Origin of the sequence: Companilactobacillus versmoldensis DSM 14857 = KCTC 3814, from assembly GCF_001434295.1 — a bacterium.
GTDB lineage: Bacteria > Bacillota > Bacilli > Lactobacillales > Lactobacillaceae > Companilactobacillus > Companilactobacillus versmoldensis.
The window spans coordinates 19918-38042 of the sequence record NZ_AZFA01000005.1 but is presented as its reverse complement, the minus strand read 5'-3'; the positions used below and the strand labels follow the sequence as shown (position 1 = coordinate 38042).

Below are 18125 nucleotides of genomic sequence, written 5' to 3'. Positions count from 1 at the left end.
CGTAACAAAAGCTGAGTTGAACTCAGCTTTTTTATTTAAAGAAGGAAGAATCAATGTCTAAAAAACATCTCGGAAGTTTTATCATCGATAAATTTGTCTATCTCATAATCACCCTTAGTATCCTGATTTTTATTCTCTATCCCTACTTAAGCATTTTTGTGCAATCACTCAGTGAAACTGGCCAAAAGATCACTGATTTCTGGTCGGAAAATTTTGTACTTACTCAGCATTCAGTAGTCGTTGCTTTGATCACCATGGTTTTATCGCTGATTTTTTCAGTTGCTGTAACCATCAATTTTGCCTTTTTATCTAAACAAAAGCAAAAGATCTTGCGTTTATTCTTACTAGTGACCATGGTTTCGCCACCATTTGTAACCTCATTAGCCTACATCACACTGTTTGGTCGTCGGGGAATGATCACACACGACCTCTTGCAGTTAACGATCAATCCTTACGGACCACAAGGTATCATCTTAATGCAGACACTCAGTTTCACTTCTTTGAACGCCCTAGTCTTAATAGGTTTATTGAAAAAAATCGAGCCAAGTATGATCAACAGTGCTCGCAGTCTGGGTGCTAAGACAGACGCCATCATTAAAGATGTCATTTTCCCATTATTGCGTCCCGGAATAGTCGTTGTAACTTTGATCAGTTTTATCCGCAGCTTAGCCGATTTTCAAACTTCAACCATCATCGGTGGTAGTTTCAAAATGTTAGCCAGTGAAGGGTATTTTGCCGTGATCAGTTTTGGAGACATTCATCGAGCAGCCCTAATCAACTTGACATTAGCAATACCAGCCTTGATTGGCTTTTTCCTCTACATAAAATATGATCGAGATATTTCGTCAGTTCATCATGGCACTGCCAGTGGCGAGTTGGGCATCCCTTTGTCCAAAAAAGGTTTCATCTTCCCCATCACCGCTGTTCTATCACTGCTATTCTACCTAGCGCTATTATTGCAGTATGGCTCAATCATCATCAATGCCATCACTGTCAAAAATATGGGGCATTTCCAACTATCTTGGCAACCGCTGATAGCTTCTAAAATTTACCTTAACGACACCATCTTTCGGACGATAATTTACAGCATCATTGCCGGATTGTTAGGTAGTTTGATCAGTCTCTTCATTATTTATTACGGCCAAGTCCGTAACAGCAAGTGGATGCGCCTGATTGAGATGATTGGTACCTTCCCTTATATTTTGCCAGGGACCTTCTTCGGACTCGGTTATTTATATGCCTTCTCCAAACCACCTTTGGCAATCACTGGTACGACAGCAATTGTTGTTATCAATGTCATTTTCAAGCAAGTCGCCTTCGCGACCAAAGCAGCCAAGGCGTCCGTCAATCAAGTCCATCCGATTTACTTTCAAACGGTCCATGATCTCGGTGGGACCGTCTTAAATGAATGGAATGACGTCTTTTTCCCGATGACTAAACAAGGCTTCGCCCTGACTTTTCTCAATGGTTTCATCAGTACCATGACCACCATTGGGTCAATTATTTTCCTAGTTCATCCAGGTCAAAATTTGATGACACTGGTAATGTTCGATGTCGTCCAACGCGGTGAATATCAAGTCGCAGCGGTGATAGCTTGTATGATCATTTTGATCTGTGTAATCATGGCTGGCATCGTTTTCTTGCTGATCCACCTTAGTGAAAGGAGTAAAAAACATGTTTCTCTCAGTCCACGACTTAACTAAAAAATATCAAAATAAAACTGTTCTACATTCACTCTCCTTTGATGTCCAAAAAAATGAAATTCTAGTTGTATTGGGACCTAGTGGCTGTGGTAAAAGTACCTTGCTGTCTTGTCTAAACGGTTTTACAAAAATAGATCAAGGAGACATAAAGCTGGATAATCAAGATATTACTGAAGTCCTACCTGAAAATCGTGATATTACGACGGTTTTCCAATCCTATAATTTATTCCCACACATGAATGTCTTAAAAAATCTCATGTACGGTCTGAAATTTCAGAAGATCAGTCATGCTGACGCACGTAAAAAAGCCTTGCAGATGTTAAAACTTTTACAGATGGAGCCCTATGCTGATTCGCGGATTCAAGAATTATCCGGTGGTCAGCAGCAACGAATCGCTTTGGGACGGGGCTTGATTGTTGAACCCAAATTATTGTTGTTGGATGAACCTTTTTCCAACCTCGATGAAAAATTACGCTTAAAAATGCGACAGGAACTTCGTCGTCTGCAAAAAGAGTTAAATATGACGATGATTTTTGTGACCCATGACCAACAGGAAGCTTTCGCCATTGGCGACCGGATTTTGCTGATGGATAAAGGTCACATTCAACAGATCTCTTCGGGAAAAGAATTGTATACCAACCCTAAGAATACGTTTGTTCTGAAATTTATCGGTGAGACAAATATTTTGTCTGATGACGACTACGTTCGACCGGAGAATATTCATTTAACCAAATCTAACGATGGTCAAGGCATCGTTGAAAAAGTCTTTTTCCAAGGTTCGACGATTGATTACCGTATCAAATACAACGGACAAGAATTTCAAGTTACTTGTTTGAACAATGGCAAAATTTTTGCGGTTGGTCAACGAGTGCGTGTTGATTATAAAATTGCTCAACTGGGGGAACCAAAATGAAAATTTTACATATCCAAGCACAACTACCAGCTAAAACTGGTAGTGGCGTTTATTTTTCAAACGTCATCAAAGGATTACAGAAAAAATATGACCAGGCATGTATTTATGGCTGTTATCCCGACTTCAAATACAATCTAATTTCTGAAGATAAACAGTTCTCAGTCACTTTCCCTAATGCCACCTGTGATTTCCCATTGCCAGGAATGAGTGACGTCATGCCTTATCAGAGCACCGTTTATGGTGAAATGACACCAGAAATGATCCACAACTGGCAAGAAGTATTTAAACAAGCTCTTCACCAAGCTATCGCTGAGTTCCAACCAGATATTATATTCTGTCATCATCTATGGTTTTTGACTTCATTGGTCTGTCAAGAAACTGACGGTATCCCGATTTACGCTTTTTGTCATGGGACTGATATCCGCCAGGCTAATCAACATCCCGACTTATTTAAAAAATATGTTGTCGGTCTAAATAAATTGACTCATGTTTTTGCTTTGAGTCATCCTCAGGTCAGTCAGTTATACACTCTTTATGGATTTTCAGAAAAAAAGATCACAGTTATTGGTGGTGGCTTTGATCCAGAAATATTTTATCCAGGAAAAAAACCAAATAAGGATGGTATCGATTTGGTTTATGCCGGTAAAATTTCATCTGCCAAAGGTGTCTTTGCTCTAGCAAAAGTTTTCGATCAAATAAGTTCTCAATTCCCAAATGCCACTTTACATTTAATTGGTAACGCATCTGCTGAGGCTGACAAAATTTTGGAGCCCTTCCTGCAAAATCCTCAAATTAAGCTTTATAACGTTCCTAATCAAAAAGCCTTAGCCGACTTATATAGAAAATGCGATATCTTTATCTTACCTTCTTATTATGAGGGACTTGGTTTAGTCGCAATCGAGGCGCTAGCTTGTGACTTACGGGTAGTGGTAACCACCATTCCTACTTTGCAAGAACAATTAGGTCAGACAGTTAACGATAGCAATGTCATCACTTACGTCGATCTACCAAGACTTAGGAACCAAGATGAACCAATCAATTCAGACCTACCAGCATTTTATCAACGCCTAGGAAATGCTTTAGAGTATCAAATAAAAAACGTAGAACAAAAAATCAGCTTTCCTGAAGAAGTCAAAAAATCAGTTTTGACTAATAGTTGGCCTCAATTAATTGACCATATCGAAGATGTGATCAAGCAATAAAAAAAACGTCCAATCTTGGACGTTTTTTGCGTTTTTACATTCAAAAACTATTTAATTGTATTGAGCTTGATCAGGCGACCGATATTACTGATCACTTTTTGAATATTAGGATCAGTATCTTCAATAGCTTTATCAAGGTCTTCGACACCTGGTACACAACTGAAAATTGCATCGATCCCTAATGGATACAGTTCTTCTGTTCTTTCACCGACAGATCCGGCAATTGCGATCACCTGAACTTTTGGATTAGCTTTTTTTGCAGCTTGGGCGACTCCCATTGGGGTCTTTCCATACTTAGTTTGAAAGTCAATCTGACCTTCACCAGTAAAGACGTAGTCAGCATCTTTGGCAAAATCCTTTAAGCCAGTATATGAAACGACAATCTCAACACCAGGCTGCATATCTGAATTGGTGAAAGCAAGTAATCCTGTTCCTAATCCACCAGCAGCACCAGCACCTTCAACGTGCTCTAAATCTTTTCCTAAATCACGTTTGATGACATCAGCATAATGGCTGAGCGACTTATCAAGGACTGAGATCATTTCTGGAGTGGCACCTTTTTGAGGTCCAAAAACATTTGAAGCACCCTTTTCACCTGTCAACGGATTGGTAACATCTGAAGCAATGATAACTTTAACATCACTTAGTTCGGGCATCATTTGACCAATATCGATTTTCTCCAAATCAACCAAAGCCTTACCACCATATGCTAATTCCTGACCATTTTTATCTAATAATTTAGCTCCCAAAGCTTGAGCCATGCCGGCTCCACCATCATTAGTAGCTGAACCACCGATTCCGATGACGATTGTCTTAGCACCAGTTTCAATAGCCGCCTTGATCAATTGTCCTGTTCCATAGGTTGTAGTTACATAAGGGTCTTTTGTTTCATCATTAACATATTGAATACCACTAGCTTCAGCCATTTCGATCACGGCAACCTGTCCATTGTCGATCAAACCGAAATGTGCGGTAGTTTCTTTTCCAAGTGGGTCGATCACCTGTTCAGATAACAGTTGACCATGTTTAGCATCGACCAATGACTGAACAGTTCCTTCGCCACCATCAGCCATTGGTACTTGAACGTAATCTGCTTCCGGCAAAACTTTTTTCAATCCATTTTCCATTGCTTGGGCAACTTGTTTAGCTGTTAATGAATTTTTATATGAATCTGGTGCCAATACGATTTTCATTAATATTCCCTCCTAGAAAAAGTTTCCGTACATCAAGGTTGCAACGATAGTCATCGATAGTCCGACGAGCATTTCCCAAAATACGACGCTCATTCTTTCTTTGAATTCCATATTAACGGCTTTAGCAGTGACGTGGAAATAGTTACCATGTGGCAATTGATCAATCACCGTTGCACCAGTATGGACCATTGCAGCGGCACCAGTTCCGGATATTCCAAAAGACATGATCGATTTTCCAAACGAGTTTGAAGCTAAAATTACACCAGTTGATGTTGATGCAGTTGCTGCGGCCATCAAAATACCAGCGATAGGTGCTAATAATGTACCAGAGATTCCTCCAGCTTGAACGACTTCGACCACTTTTTGTGGCAAATTAGATGCACCAATCAGTCCAGCAATTGCATCGGCACCGATCAAGATCATCACAACATCAGTCATTCTCAACAGGCCTTTACTCATATAACTAATAAATTTATTACCACGCCCCATTGCTAAAGCTCCTACTAAACCAGCGATAGGTAGAATATACATCGCATCTAAGTTGATCGCTGACATAGCTTTAATGCCTAAGATATCACCTAGTGGTGTGATCAACAATAAAACGACCGCAACGACTGGCGTCACGATAGCTGATTTCAAACTTGGTAGATTTTTTTCTTCACTAGTATTGAATTTCATATCTTTAGGGATAAAAGATCCTCTTTTTTTGACAATCAATGCCAAAACAATCGTAACGACTAATCCGACGATTGCTGGGATAAAGTCAGCGATCATAACTTGAGCTAAATCGACATTGAATCCCTTAGCCACCGCAATCGTATTTGGATTTGGCGAAATAATGTTACCAGCCTTACCACCGCCAGAAAGTGCAACTAATAGTGATAATTTACTATAATTCATTTTTTGACCAACCTCTAAAGCGATTGGTGCAACGATCAAAACAGCGACAGGAATGAAAATACCCACAGCTGTCAAAATCAAAGTTGATAAAGCTAACGCCAAAATAACTAATTTATCATTGAAATTTTTAACGATACTCCTAGCAATAACATTGGCGGCACCAGACTCCATCATGACCCCTGCTAATACACCTGCAGAGATAACTCGAATGATGGTGCCCATAACACCAGAACTTCCTTTAATAACGATATTAGTAGTCTGAACTAAGTCCATCCCACCGATCAAGCATCCGACTATGGCTCCAAATATCAAAGAATAGACCGGATTAATCTTCAATAAAATCAAAATAATCGCTAATGCTAAACCAATTAGCGCTGCCCACCAGGCAATTGTCATTCCACTTACTCCCCATCTGTTTGTTAAAACATTTCCAATTAATTGACAATAAATATGATAGCTTGAGAACGTTTTCCAATCAATGTTCAGTTGCACAAAAATTATTTGTCTATAAACCAAAACAACGATATAATCGTTGATATATCAACAAATAAAAAATTGACATTTTTATAAATTAATCAGGCGCACAGTTTTTTGATAAGCGTTTATAAATAAGATTTTCATTAAACCGCTTACTGATTGTGTATTTTTGTACAAGTTGAAGGAGTTGAAATCATGAGATTAGAGCCAGCACTGGGTCAATCAATCGTAGATCGTATGATGCAGGCCATCCCTTATAACATCAATATCATGAATGAGCACGGCTATATCATCGCCAGTGGTGATAAATCACGGATCAATACCTTACACGTCGGTTCTCTTGATTCAATCAAGAGTGGTCAAACTTTGCCAATGCTTCATTCACACGGTAATCACGGTCAGCCCGGGGTCAATATGCCCGTCAAATTCAAAAAAAAGATCATCGGTGTCGTTGGCATCACCGGTGATCCGAATACCGTCACACGTTTAGCTTCATTATTGAAGGTCGCGACCGAATTACTGATCTCACAAAGTTATAACAATCAGATGCGTGAAAAACACAAAAACCGTTTAAATAGGTTTTTATATCAATGGCTAGAGGTAACCGATGATATAAAAAATCATCCTGATTTAGTCAGTGAAGCTGCAAGTTGACAAATCAATATTGACATTAAAAGATTCGTTATCGTAATTGAAAATCACCATCATTCTCACATTAAATATAATGAAAATGATTTCGTGATCTCTATCTCACCATCAAAAATCATTGTGATCACATCACAACAAAACCTGATGCAGAACTATCTCCAACAATGCCTCAATCACGAATTAAAAATAGGCATCAGCAATAAAACCACAAGGATCGGTACCGGTCTGAAACAAGCTGAAAATACCGTTCAAATCAATAAGATCTTCAAACTGAATAAATCGCCCTATTATAAAAATGTCCGTTTTATCGATAAATTATTGTCGACGAAAGATATAGCTGACCCTGATATACTCGATTTATTTACTTCATTAAATAAGACCGACAACGGACATGAATTGATCCAAACTCTCGATGAATATTTCAATTGCAGCGGTAGCGTAAGCGAGACTTCAAAACATTTACACATTCATCGGAATACCACGAATTATCGTTTGAATAAGATCTCTGAATTTTTTAACTTAGATATTCATAACTTTAACGATATTTTTGAGCTCTATATCAATTACCTAACTTTTAAGAATGTTGATTTTAAACACAAGATGAATCCTTAAAACAATCAAAAAAGACAGACCAAATGGTCTGTCTTTTCGATTGAATTGTATTCTAAGCTTTTAAAGTTTGTTTTTTACCGTCACAGCTGACCCCTTCAGAATTCAACAACTGAATCTTTCGATCGATTCCGCCAGCATATCCTGTTAGGTTACCATCACTGCCGACGACTCGGTGACATGGGATTATGATTGAGATCGGGTTATGGCCGACTGCGCCACCCACCGCACGTGGTGACACAAATTTTCCATCATGCTTACGCGAAATTTCTTCAGCGATTTCTTTGTAAGTCATTGTTTTTCCGTATGGAATCGTTTGTAAAACATTCAATACTTGTTGACGGAAATCGGTCACATCTGGAGCTAACGATAATTGAGAAATGGCGGGTCTTCTACCGGAAAAATACTCATCCAGCCAGTTTTTTGCTTGTTCCACGACTGGTGTATCTTGTTCCGGAACGTCATTCAAATCATAGTTGGCACCAAAATGTTTTTGCCGATCGAACCATACTCCTAAAATCGCCTGGTCATCGCCTAAAATAGTGATTTTGCCCAGTGGTGAGTGGTAGAAACCCTTTACTAACATGACAATCCTCCGTTTCTAATTATCACATTCAGTATAGCAGGCATTGTCTAAACTTGGTCGAGAGCTTGTTTCAAGTCATCAATCAAATCATCAGCGTTCTCGATCCCGATTGAGATTCTGATCAAGTCAGGCGTGATACCAGTAGCACGCAATTCTTCCTCATTCAATTGAGCATGAGTCGTTGATGCAGGATGAATAATCAATGATTTAGCATCACCAACATTGGCCAAAAGTGAGAACAACTTCAATTTTTGAATCAAAGCCTTACCCGCTTCTTCGCCGCCAGTCAAGCCAATCGTAAAGATCGAGCCGACACCTTTAGAAAAATCACGATCCGCTAAGCTCTTATACCTGCTGTCAGCAATCTCAGGGTATTTGATCCAAGCCACCTTAGGTGAGTCGTCGAGGAACTTAATAATCTTGCGAGTATTTTCAACATGACGCTCAACTCGCAAGGACAAAGTCTCTAGACCTTGGATCAAAAGGAATGAATTGAAAGGACTAATAGCACCACCAGTATCACGAAGGACTTCAGCCCTGACCTTAGTCGTGAATGCTCCGCCATCAAGATCGGCAAAGACTAAACCGTTATATTGTGGATCTGGAGTCGTAAATTCGGGATATCTACCAGAAGCTCTGTAGTCAAATTTGCCATTTTCAACGATTGTTCCACCCATGGAAGTACCGTGACCACCGATAAATTTAGTAGCTGATTCAACTACCACGTCAGCTCCTAAATCAAGTGGACGATACAAGTATGGTGTGGCAAAGGTATTATCGACGATCAACAAGATACCGTGTTTGTGGGCAATTTCAGCAATAGCTGGCAAATCAGCTAAATTGATATCTGGATTCCCAATACTTTCTAAATACAAGGCCTTAGTATGGTCGTTGATCTCTTTTTCAAAGTTTTCGGGATCGTCAGAATTAACGAAGTGTGTTTTGATGCCTAGCTTAGGCAAGGTAACGTTAAACAAGTTATAAGTCCCACCGTAAAGCGTAGAAGCTGAAACGATCTCGTCTCCTTCTCCAGCAATATTTTCAATTGTCGAAGTAATGGCTGCGGCGCCAGTCGAAAGGGCCACGCCTGATGTTCCGCCCTCTAATTCAGCGATACGTTGTTCGAAGACTGCTGTCGTTGGATTAGTCAAACGAGTATAAATATTACCGGGATCTTTTAGTGCAAAACGGTCAGCTGCTTGTTGTGGGTCTTTAAAAACGTATGATGTTGTTTGATAAATCGGGACTGCTCGCGAACCTGTCTCGTCAACAGTTTGTCCGGCGTGTAATTGTAAAGTTTCAAATTTGTATTTGTTTTCGCTCATGATGATATTTCTCCTCTTCAATTTTATCCATCCATGTTTGATATAAGTTCAAACTGCTGTTATGCCAACGAACGTAGCTCGCTAACGGATTTCGTAGCGATAAGTTAGCTGGCTTCTCGGTCGGATGTGCTAATGTTTTGTCGCGTTGATACTCGTTGATCAAAGTATCGGCCTGATATTCTGGATGACCCAAAACATAAAGACTATTGGCTATTTGCGATTGGATGAAAAAAGGGCCAGTCGCTTGATTGTCAGCTAAGATCTCCAACTCAGGAACCTTGAGAATGTCCTTGGCGTCAACTTTGCTAAATCTTGACTGTGGCATTAGAAAACTCCTTGGTAGTCGCGTGGTCTTCAGCTGATTGTCATAGATTCCGAAAATCTTTTGTTCAAGATCGATCTTGGGGACAGCATAATCGTCATATAAAGCCGCTTGCGCACCCCAACAAGTGAACAGCTGACTACGCGTGTGAGTTTTGCTCCAATCCCTGATTTGGACAAACTCTTGCCAAAAATCGATATCCGAAAATTTCAATTGTTCCAAGGGAGCACCTGTGACGATCAATCCGTCGAAATAGTTGTTGCGGATGGCTGACAGTGTAGTGTAGTTTTGAGCCAATTGACGCTGATTGCCATGTTTCCACTGGTGAGTTTCGGGATACATGTAAGTCACACTGACCGGCGAGGCTACTTCTGTCAGCAGACGATTGATTTGTTTTTCAGTTGTTTGTTTATTTGGCATCAAATTCAATACCAAGAGTGATAAGCGTGGTATAACTTGGTAATTTTCTGGACCATTTTTGGTAAAACCATTTAACTTTAAAACTGTCATGAACTGTACTCCCTTCTTTTTTGAGGACAAAAAAAGTCCCCATGTCAGCAAATGCCAACATGGGGACGATGTGGTCGTGGTACCACCCCAATTCGTAGACTTTCGTCTACCTCAACAATTCATTAGTTTGCACTAATAAATCTGGGATGATATCGCATCCTTGCGTAATTTCAGCTTACACCGAAAATAAGACTCAGAGTTCATGTTCGATTACCTTTGACTGCCACCTTTTCACTATCAGTGGTCACTGGATCAGCTATTCAATAATCTACTCTTCTCTTCAAGGTCTAAATTAGAATTTATTTAATTAAATTACTGATAAGTTTACTTCGATTTTGAAAAAAGTCAAGGGGCTTTCTAAAAATCTTTGATTCCTTGAGATAATCTGTTCAATCCATCCTTGACCATCTCAGTCGGGCAAGCAATGTTCATCCGTAGGAAGTCATAGCCATCCCCACCATAAACGTTACCTGCTGATAGATACAGCCCGGTATCTTTTCTAATAAAGTTAGCTAATTTTTCTGAATCATCGGAAATATTTTGTGTATCGATCCACAATAAATATGTTGCATCTGAAGGGATCAATTTGATTTCAGGAATATTTTGCTCAAGAAAATCAGCCACTAATTGACGATTACTTTGCAATTTTTTCTTCAATTCCTCTAACCATTTATGACCACGTTCGTAGGCCGCGATCATGACTGGAATAGCAAAAGAATTGGGCTCGGCCAATTCTTCAGAATTGATGCCGCGATTGACTGAAGAACGCAAATTCTCATTGGGCACGATGATTGTTGCCGCATGAATAGCTGCCACATTGAAAGTTTTACTTGGCGAAACGCAAATCATCAGGTTTTGAATCAAGTCTGCGGGTAGAGAAAACATTGGCGTGTAACCTTCATCGTTGAAGGTCAGATCACCGTGAATCTCATCGCTGAGAAGTTTAACGTGATGTTTCACACACAATTCGGCAATTTTCGTCAATTCAGCTTTCGACCAGATCTTACCAACGGGATTGTGTGGGTTACATAAAATCATCAAAGTCGTTAGTGGCTCGGCTAATTTTTGTTCGAGATCGGTAAAGTCGATCTGATAATTATTGCCATCAAATACGAGGTCACTCGATAGAACGTGACGCCCATTATTGACGATTGAATTGTAAAAAATATTATAAACTGGTGCTTGAACTAAGACATTGTCCCCAACGTTGGAAACTCGTCTAACGATCGATGAAATTGAAGGTACAACGCCGGTACTGAACATCATCCAATCTGTTTGGGGACGGAAATGATGTTCAGATTCGTACCAATCAGCGACAGCGTTGAAATAATCTGCATGTGGTTCTTCGTAACCAAAAACTGCTTGATCGGCTTTATTTTTGATAGCGGAAATTATTTCTGGTGCGACTTGGAAATCCATGTCAGCGACCCACATAGGTAATTCATTGGATTTGATATCCCATTTGACGGAATCTGTTTTACGACGGTCGATTGTCTCTTCAAAATCATACATTATACGGCTTGCTCCTTATCTGTATCGAGTGTGATCATAGTCTTGTTGCGGTCAATATCAGGATCGTCAAAGATTAATTTTCCAACTGATTGAGCATGGATCCGTCCACTGATGGGATTCTTGATGCTCATAACATCAGAATTGATCTCAGCATCAATATTTGAGCAATACTCAAAGGCTAAGTCAGTCCGTAATAATTTACAATTGTCCATCTTCAAGTCATCGATATAACAAAGACCTTGATCACTTTCAATTGTACAGGTGATGAAGTGGATATGTTTAGTGTTCCAAGCTAAATATTCACCATTAATGGTTGAATCATAAACAGTCACATTATCGCAATTCCAAAATGCATCTTTAGAGACGAAAGTTGAGTTATGGACCTCGATATTCTTGGCACCGTCAAAAATATAATTTCCAACAAAGCTAGAATTATCGACATAAATATTTTCACTATTCATACCGAAGTAATCTCCGGCAGCTTGGACATGATCCATTTTGATATTGTTACAAGTCCACATCGTTTCCTCGGCATCAGCAAAATGAACATTCTGCAAGTCGATATTGTTACTGCGACGGAACAATTTTGGAGCTTGCAAAGTACTGTTCTTGATTGAGATATCGTCGGTATACCAAATACCTGAGCGAGACATCGTTTCAAAAATCGTATCTTCAACACTAACGTGCTTGCTGTACCACAATGGATACTTCCACTTAAAGATATTACCGTTCAACTTGATGTTGCGGCTCTCTTTTAATGGTGATTCACCTTCACCGAAGGTAGTATTAATAATATTGGCATTTTTTTCATTGAATAAGGGACGCTCTCCCTCGAAATATTCGTTTATATAGTCAGTCATGGTGGTCCTCCTTAGCTTACCCATCAATTAAACACCTTCTAGTACACTCTAAGACAAGACCCTTTTTAGCTTTTTTATTCACTAAAAAAGCCTTGTAAAATTTTCAGGGGAAATTTTACAAGACATTTAATTAAGAATTTAGCCCATGTAATTTTACATAGAGATCTTCATAAAATGTTTGGACTTTATCGGCATTGGTCCGATCACGATGTTTCGTAACATCTAAACCAACGAAATCATTGTGATCCCAGCCTTGAACAGGTTGATTGTACTGCCAAATTCCTTTAACTGCTTTCGATGTATCTGAATAATCAAAGACACCATTAGTAGTTGTCTGATCCTCTTGAGCCGCCTGTCCAATCGGAGCCTTGGCTGAAATAACAGGAACACAACCATCACTAGGCCACCAGTTCGGATCATTACCTTGATTGCCAATATAAGAGGCACCAATTCTAAAGTATGGTGCGATTCCTTTAACAGGGACTGCTCTACCAGTCACCCTAGACTGTTTAGTAGCATTGCCGGCATATGTAAAGTAATACTCATCACTAGCTAGATCAGTTCTTTGAGTAATATTATTGGCTCCAGCAATCGATAAATCATAAATTGAATTATCATGTGTAGACCAGATTTTACTATTGATAACACGCTTGTTGAATTTGACTATGCTTTCGCCTTGTTTCCTGATCAATCCCCATTGATCCAATTTATAATCCGTGGCCTGTGGTTTGAGTGTAGTTGAATCCCTTGGCAAAGAAATTCCTAAAAGATTACCTGTACTGATCAAATCGGAAACTAGCTCATTGATTGGTGTGTTGGTCAACGGAGTCCCATTATGAACTCCCGCAATCTAAGTCACTGATGCGATCCAATGATGATTGCCAGCAAAAAGCGGACTGACTGTTTCCCCAGCATTTTGACTAGCAGCTATTTCAGTTTGACTACCATTTCTGAGCATCGAATCAAAATCACGAATGGTCTGACCACCCATTGAGTGACCAATCAAATGAACTTTATCAGTTTCGCTCAATTGCTTGTAGATCCCAGGATAAGTCCTACCATAACGCTCATGTCCATATTGTTGTGAATGTGCCAAACCATAATCGACTGTACCTCCTTTTAGATAGGCATATAGCTCACACATTCTGTCCCAATCACTACCGTAAGGACTGACTACTGACTCATAGGCAACCTTTTTCCCATAAGTATCATTCAGTTCCTTAATTACATTGTTAGAACGACCACCCCAATATGGAAATTCAGGGATCTCATTTTCACCATAACCATTCAGTCCATGTACAAAAACGACTGGATAATCATTAGCAGCTTCGGTTTGATGATTAAAACTAAATAATGAAATAATGCCTAAAAATAAAACCAAACTTATTGCATAACTAATTCTTCTCATAAGCCCCTCCTATAACTACAATATTTGGAATAATTTAATTTTACCAAATAAACCGCACTTTTTGTATACGCTTACATAATTATTTTTGCCACAATTAGCTATATATCATGAAATCACTTGTGAATACTGATTTTGAGCCGTCAAAAAAAATTAAGATGCTTTTTTTTGATAAATTTAAAATCCAATAAACAATTTATAATCCAAAAAAATATTATCATTATTTTGATTATATTATTTTAATTTATCGAAAACGTTGAATAGATAAATAGCATTAATCTATAAACAGAAGATATAAATCGTGATATTATGTAACTTGTAAACGTTTTAATTTATTTCTAATAAAGCGTCAAATATAGAGCTTTTATTAGTCATTTAAGGTATTATTATTGCAAGTATCAAAAACAATTGTTCAGAAATGTTGAACAAAAGATTTATGAAAGGCGGTACATTATTGGAAGATAAATCTTTGAACAGAAGTTTATCATCAAGACAGATGCAGATGATTGCCCTTGGTGGGACTATCGGTGTCGGCCTGTTCATGGGATCGGCCTCAACTATCAAGTGGACTGGCCCATCTGTTTTGATTGCATATGCCATCGCCGGTTTGATCTTATACATGGTCATGCGGGCCTTAGGCGAAATGATTTACACAGATCCCTCGACCGGATCTTTTGCGAAATTTGGATCCGAGTATATTCATCCAGTGGTTGGTTATCTGACAGCCTGGAGTAATGTTTTTCAGTGGTTGGTCGTTGGTATCAGTGAGGTTATCGCGGTCGGTACCTACCTAGAATTTTGGTGGCCGAATTTACCGCAGTGGATTGTCGGCGTGATTGTCGTCGCTACCCTGTGTCTAGCTAATCTAACTTCCGTAAAAGCCTACGGAGAAATGGAATTTTGGTTTTCTTTGATTAAAGTTATTACGATCATCTTTATGATCATCATGGGATTACTGGTCATCCTTTTAGGGGTTGGTAATAATGGCCATCCGGTCGGTATTAGTAATTTGTGGACTAATGGTGGTTTCTTCACTGGCGGTCTGAAAGGGTTCATCTTTGCCCTATCGATCGTGGTAGCTTCCTACCAAGGTATTGAAGTTATCGGGATCACTGCTGGTGAAGCTGAAAATCCCCAAAGTAGTATTGTCCATGCCATTAGAACTATCGTTGGCCGGATCTTGATTTTCTATATTGGTGCTATTTTTGTGATCGTATCAATTTATCCTTGGAACAAACTTGGTACAATGGGCTCTCCATTTACCGAAACTTTCGCTAAAGTCGGTATTACCTTTGCGGCTGAAATCATCAACTTTGTTGTTTTAACGGCTGCATTATCAGGCTGTAACTCTGGTATGTTCAGTGCCAGTCGGATGCTCTATACCTTAGGACTTCAAGGTAACTTACCGAAGTCATTCAAGAAAATATCCAAATCAGGTGTACCTTATATCGCCGTTGTGACGATTTCCTTAGGTATTTTGATTGGATTGATCATCAATTTCTTGATGCCAGTCCTATTCCATACCTCCAGCGATGTTTTCGTGGTCGTTTATAGTTCCAGTGTCTTACCTGGTATGGTCCCTTGGTTCGTTATCTTATTCAGTGAGCTACATTTTAGAAAACTGAATAAAGATAAGATGGTCGATCATCCCTTTAAGATGCCGTTTTATCCATTTAGTAACTACCTGTCAATCACCGCATTACTGATTATTTTAGTCTTCATGTTCTTAAACCCAGAAACAACTGTTTCATTAATGATAGGTGTTTTCTTCTTAGCATTTATGACTTGTTTCTATTTCATTAGACAAAGATTCAAAACAAATAAACAAAAATAAATCCTAAAGGGCCTGATAATCAATGATTACCAGGCCCTTTTTTCAAAATACAGTTCTCTCATAACCTAAATTTAGCTCCAGAAAGTTATATGAACAGTGTTATAATTATCTCATAAATATATTTATAAAATAATTATGAGGGGTTTTATTGTATGAAATTATCAAAGAAACTATCTGTTCTTTTAGCATCAGTATCAATGTTAACTTTCGCAGTTGCACCAGTTATTGGATCTCAGAAAACTCAAACGGCTCAAGCTGCCACAGCCTATGACTTACCTGACGGAACTATCGTCAAAGCACCAGGCTCATTGATGGCTTTAAATTTCGAAGCAGGTGAATCAAACGTTTTCTTATGGACATTCAACGGCAACCAAAGATCATTGAGTAACCGTGGAGTTCAAAACCATTCATGGTGGTATACCGATGAATACAGAGTTTTTGACGGTGAGAAATATTATCGAGTATCAACCAACGAATGGGTAAACTATAACGACATCGACGAAATTGACTTTGAAAATGGTGATTTCTTGTTGGGAGCACAAATCAGAGGTTAAACATAATATCACTTACGACATGAATCTTTTAGATTCATGTTTTTTACTTTAAATCTCATTTCATAAATATAATTATGGAAAGATTTATTTATTATGAAACTCTCAAAAACTTTTATTGGAATTCTTGCTTCAGCATCAATACTTAGCTTTGCTATTGCACCAGTTGTTAGTGCAACACAAACAGCCCAAGCATCCGCAAATTTTGATATTCCAGTCGGTACAGTAACTAAACACTCTGGAATAATTTATGTAAGAGATCATCATCATGGCCCAGTGACACACCTTTATAACTTCCAAGGTAACGACCCTCAAATTTCAGCAGTTCGTTCAGTTGAGGATTATACTTACTGGTATACCGATGAGTACAAGACTGCCCCTAACGAAAATGGCGTTATTTGTAATTATTGGCGTGTATCTACAAACGAATGGGTCTTAGACTCAGATGTTGTTAATTAATATGATTTCAACTGACTTAGGTTCAACAACCTAAGTCTTTTTTTACTTCAAAATTGGAAAATACCATATAACTATATTTATTAGAAATATATTAAAATAAGAACATTTAATAGTATAAAAAGCGTAAGATAGACAATATATTATTTTTTAGGGAGCTGCGCTTTATGGGAGTATTCGTCCAAAGTGTTCAAGGTATTCTGATCATCATTGGACTTATTGCAGTTGGTTATTTTCTAGCAAAACGAGGCTGGTTCTCGGATGATGCCACCAGTTTGATTGCTAAGATCGTTACGCAAGTGGCTTTGCCGACCTATATGATCTATACGATCACACATGACTTTACTGCAAGTATGTTAGTCAAATTATTGCCAGATCTGGCAATTCCAGTTTTGTCGATGACAATTTTGATTGGAATCTCATATATCATGATCAAGGTTTTACACATTCAAAAAGGCAAACGAGGACTGTTTTCATCAATGTTCTTCAACTCGAATACAGTTTTCGTCGGCCTGCCAGTTAATATGGCCTTATTCGGAACAAAAAGTTTACCGTATGTTTTGGTCTACTATATGGCCAATACCACTTTCTTCTGGACTTTAGGAACCTACTTGATCCAAGTTGACGGCGAAAAATCAGCTACCTTCAGTCTCAAAAAGACTTTGGGAAAGGTTTTTTCTCCACCATTACTGGGATTTATTATTGGATTGATCTTAGTTGTGCTTAATATCAACCTCCCAGGATTTCTAATGACCGATTTCCAGTATCTTGGAAATTTGACGATTCCGCTGTCAATGATTTTCATCGGTATCTCAATTGCTCATGCGGGACTGACCAATGTCAGTTTCCACAAAGACAACCTAGGGATCTTGTTCGGTCGTTTCATCATGGCACCAATTTTGATGTCGATCTTGTTCATCTTCATACCTGGACCAGCATTGATGAAACAAGTCTTCATTATTCAGTCAGCCATGCCCGTTATGACCAACGCTCCAGTTGTGGCCAGATTGTACGGCGCTGACTCTGATTACGCCGCCATCATGGTAACCGAAACAACTTTGCTTAGTTTGATCGTCGTACCAGTATTGATGATGATAATTAAATAAGAATAGATCTAAG

The 18125-nt window shown here is 38.8% G+C and carries 16 protein-coding genes and 1 pseudogene; 9 read left to right on the top strand and 8 right to left on the bottom strand.

All coding sequences use genetic code 11. The annotated features are described in order from the left end of the window. Window positions 1–53: 53 nt before the first annotated feature. The 3 genes from FC27_RS03895 to FC27_RS03885 are packed head-to-tail and all read left to right on the top strand — an operon-like array spanning window position 54 to window position 3818. Window positions 54–1703 carry an ABC transporter permease gene (locus FC27_RS03895; RefSeq protein WP_010625426.1) on the top strand — a complete coding sequence of 550 codons (1650 nt, stop codon included), beginning with the start codon at window positions 54–56 and terminating at the stop codon, window positions 1701–1703. After that, the gene (locus tag FC27_RS03890; RefSeq protein ID WP_010625427.1) at window positions 1675–2616 is read left to right on the top strand and encodes an ABC transporter ATP-binding protein; all 942 of its coding nucleotides are present in this window, start codon (window positions 1675–1677) and stop codon (window positions 2614–2616) included. Before FC27_RS03895 ends, FC27_RS03890 begins: the two co-directional genes overlap by 29 nt. After that, window positions 2613–3818, top strand: coding sequence for a glycosyltransferase family 4 protein (locus FC27_RS03885; protein WP_010625428.1), 1206 nt, complete (start codon window positions 2613–2615; stop codon window positions 3816–3818). The genes FC27_RS03890 and FC27_RS03885 overlap by 4 nt, the downstream gene beginning before the upstream one ends. 47 nt (window positions 3819–3865) lie before the next feature. On the opposite strand, the gene FC27_RS03880 is transcribed toward FC27_RS03885, so the two are convergent. Together FC27_RS03880 and FC27_RS03875 are read right to left on the bottom strand one after the other, a co-directional pair. Next, the gene (locus FC27_RS03880) at window positions 3866–5011 is read right to left on the bottom strand and encodes a glycerate kinase family protein (protein ID WP_010625429.1); all 1146 of its coding nucleotides are present in this window, start codon (window positions 5009–5011) and stop codon (window positions 3866–3868) included. A 12-nt stretch (window positions 5012–5023) separates the two neighbouring features. After that, a complete protein-coding gene (locus FC27_RS03875) occupies window positions 5024–6307 on the bottom strand; it encodes a GntP family permease (protein WP_010625430.1) in 1284 nt (427 codons plus the stop codon). A 276-nt stretch (window positions 6308–6583) separates the two neighbouring features. Here FC27_RS03875 and FC27_RS03870 point away from each other — a divergent pair, with 276 nt between their 5' ends. Together FC27_RS03870 and FC27_RS03865 are read left to right on the top strand one after the other, a co-directional pair. Next, on the top strand, window positions 6584–7042 hold the full coding sequence (locus FC27_RS03870) for a sugar diacid recognition domain-containing protein (RefSeq protein WP_050901074.1): 459 nt from the start codon (window positions 6584–6586) through the stop codon (window positions 7040–7042). Between the two features lie 84 nt (window positions 7043–7126). Continuing rightward, complete coding sequence (locus tag FC27_RS03865; protein ID WP_050901075.1) at window positions 7127–7648, top strand: PucR family transcriptional regulator; 522 nt, start codon at window positions 7127–7129, stop codon at window positions 7646–7648. A 52-nt stretch (window positions 7649–7700) separates the two neighbouring features. Here the strand turns inward: FC27_RS03865 and FC27_RS03860 are convergent, their stop codons facing one another. The 6 genes and pseudogenes from FC27_RS03860 to FC27_RS12210 form a co-directional block, all read right to left on the bottom strand. After that, window positions 7701–8231, bottom strand: a complete 531-nt coding sequence (locus tag FC27_RS03860; protein WP_010625431.1) for a methylated-DNA--[protein]-cysteine S-methyltransferase — start codon at window positions 8229–8231, stop codon at window positions 7701–7703. Window positions 8232–8278: 47 nt separating this feature from the next. Next, a complete protein-coding gene (locus FC27_RS03855; protein ID WP_010625432.1) occupies window positions 8279–9556 on the bottom strand; it encodes an O-acetylhomoserine aminocarboxypropyltransferase/cysteine synthase family protein in 1278 nt (425 codons plus the stop codon). Continuing rightward, window positions 9531–10388 carry a homoserine O-acetyltransferase/O-succinyltransferase family protein gene (locus FC27_RS03850; RefSeq protein ID WP_010625433.1) on the bottom strand — a complete coding sequence of 286 codons (858 nt, stop codon included), beginning with the start codon at window positions 10386–10388 and terminating at the stop codon, window positions 9531–9533. Before FC27_RS03850 ends, FC27_RS03855 begins: the two co-directional genes overlap by 26 nt. 357 nt (window positions 10389–10745) lie before the next feature. Further along, entirely contained in the window at window positions 10746–11900 is a 1155-nt protein-coding gene (locus tag FC27_RS03845; protein ID WP_010625434.1) for a MalY/PatB family protein, read from the bottom strand. Next, the gene (locus FC27_RS03840) at window positions 11900–12760 is read right to left on the bottom strand and encodes a DUF3737 family protein (protein ID WP_010625435.1); all 861 of its coding nucleotides are present in this window, start codon (window positions 12758–12760) and stop codon (window positions 11900–11902) included. Before FC27_RS03840 ends, FC27_RS03845 begins: the two co-directional genes overlap by 1 nt. 130 nt (window positions 12761–12890) lie before the next feature. Beyond that, window positions 12891–14168, bottom strand: a pseudogene (locus tag FC27_RS12210) (esterase/lipase family protein). 451 nt (window positions 14169–14619) lie between these two features. Here FC27_RS12210 and FC27_RS03825 point away from each other — a divergent pair. From FC27_RS03825 to FC27_RS03810, 4 genes are all read left to right on the top strand, one after another. Next, the gene (locus FC27_RS03825) at window positions 14620–15999 is read left to right on the top strand and encodes an amino acid permease (RefSeq protein WP_010625438.1); all 1380 of its coding nucleotides are present in this window, start codon (window positions 14620–14622) and stop codon (window positions 15997–15999) included. A gap of 152 nt (window positions 16000–16151) precedes the next feature. Continuing rightward, on the top strand, window positions 16152–16553 hold the full coding sequence (locus tag FC27_RS03820) for a hypothetical protein (RefSeq protein ID WP_010625439.1): 402 nt from the start codon (window positions 16152–16154) through the stop codon (window positions 16551–16553). 93 nt (window positions 16554–16646) lie between these two features. After that, window positions 16647–17009 carry a hypothetical protein gene (locus FC27_RS03815; protein WP_010625440.1) on the top strand — a complete coding sequence of 121 codons (363 nt, stop codon included), beginning with the start codon at window positions 16647–16649 and terminating at the stop codon, window positions 17007–17009. Window positions 17010–17173: 164 nt separating this feature from the next. Then, on the top strand, window positions 17174–18112 hold the full coding sequence (locus FC27_RS03810) for an AEC family transporter (RefSeq protein WP_010625441.1): 939 nt from the start codon (window positions 17174–17176) through the stop codon (window positions 18110–18112). Window positions 18113–18125: the final 13 nt, after the last annotated feature.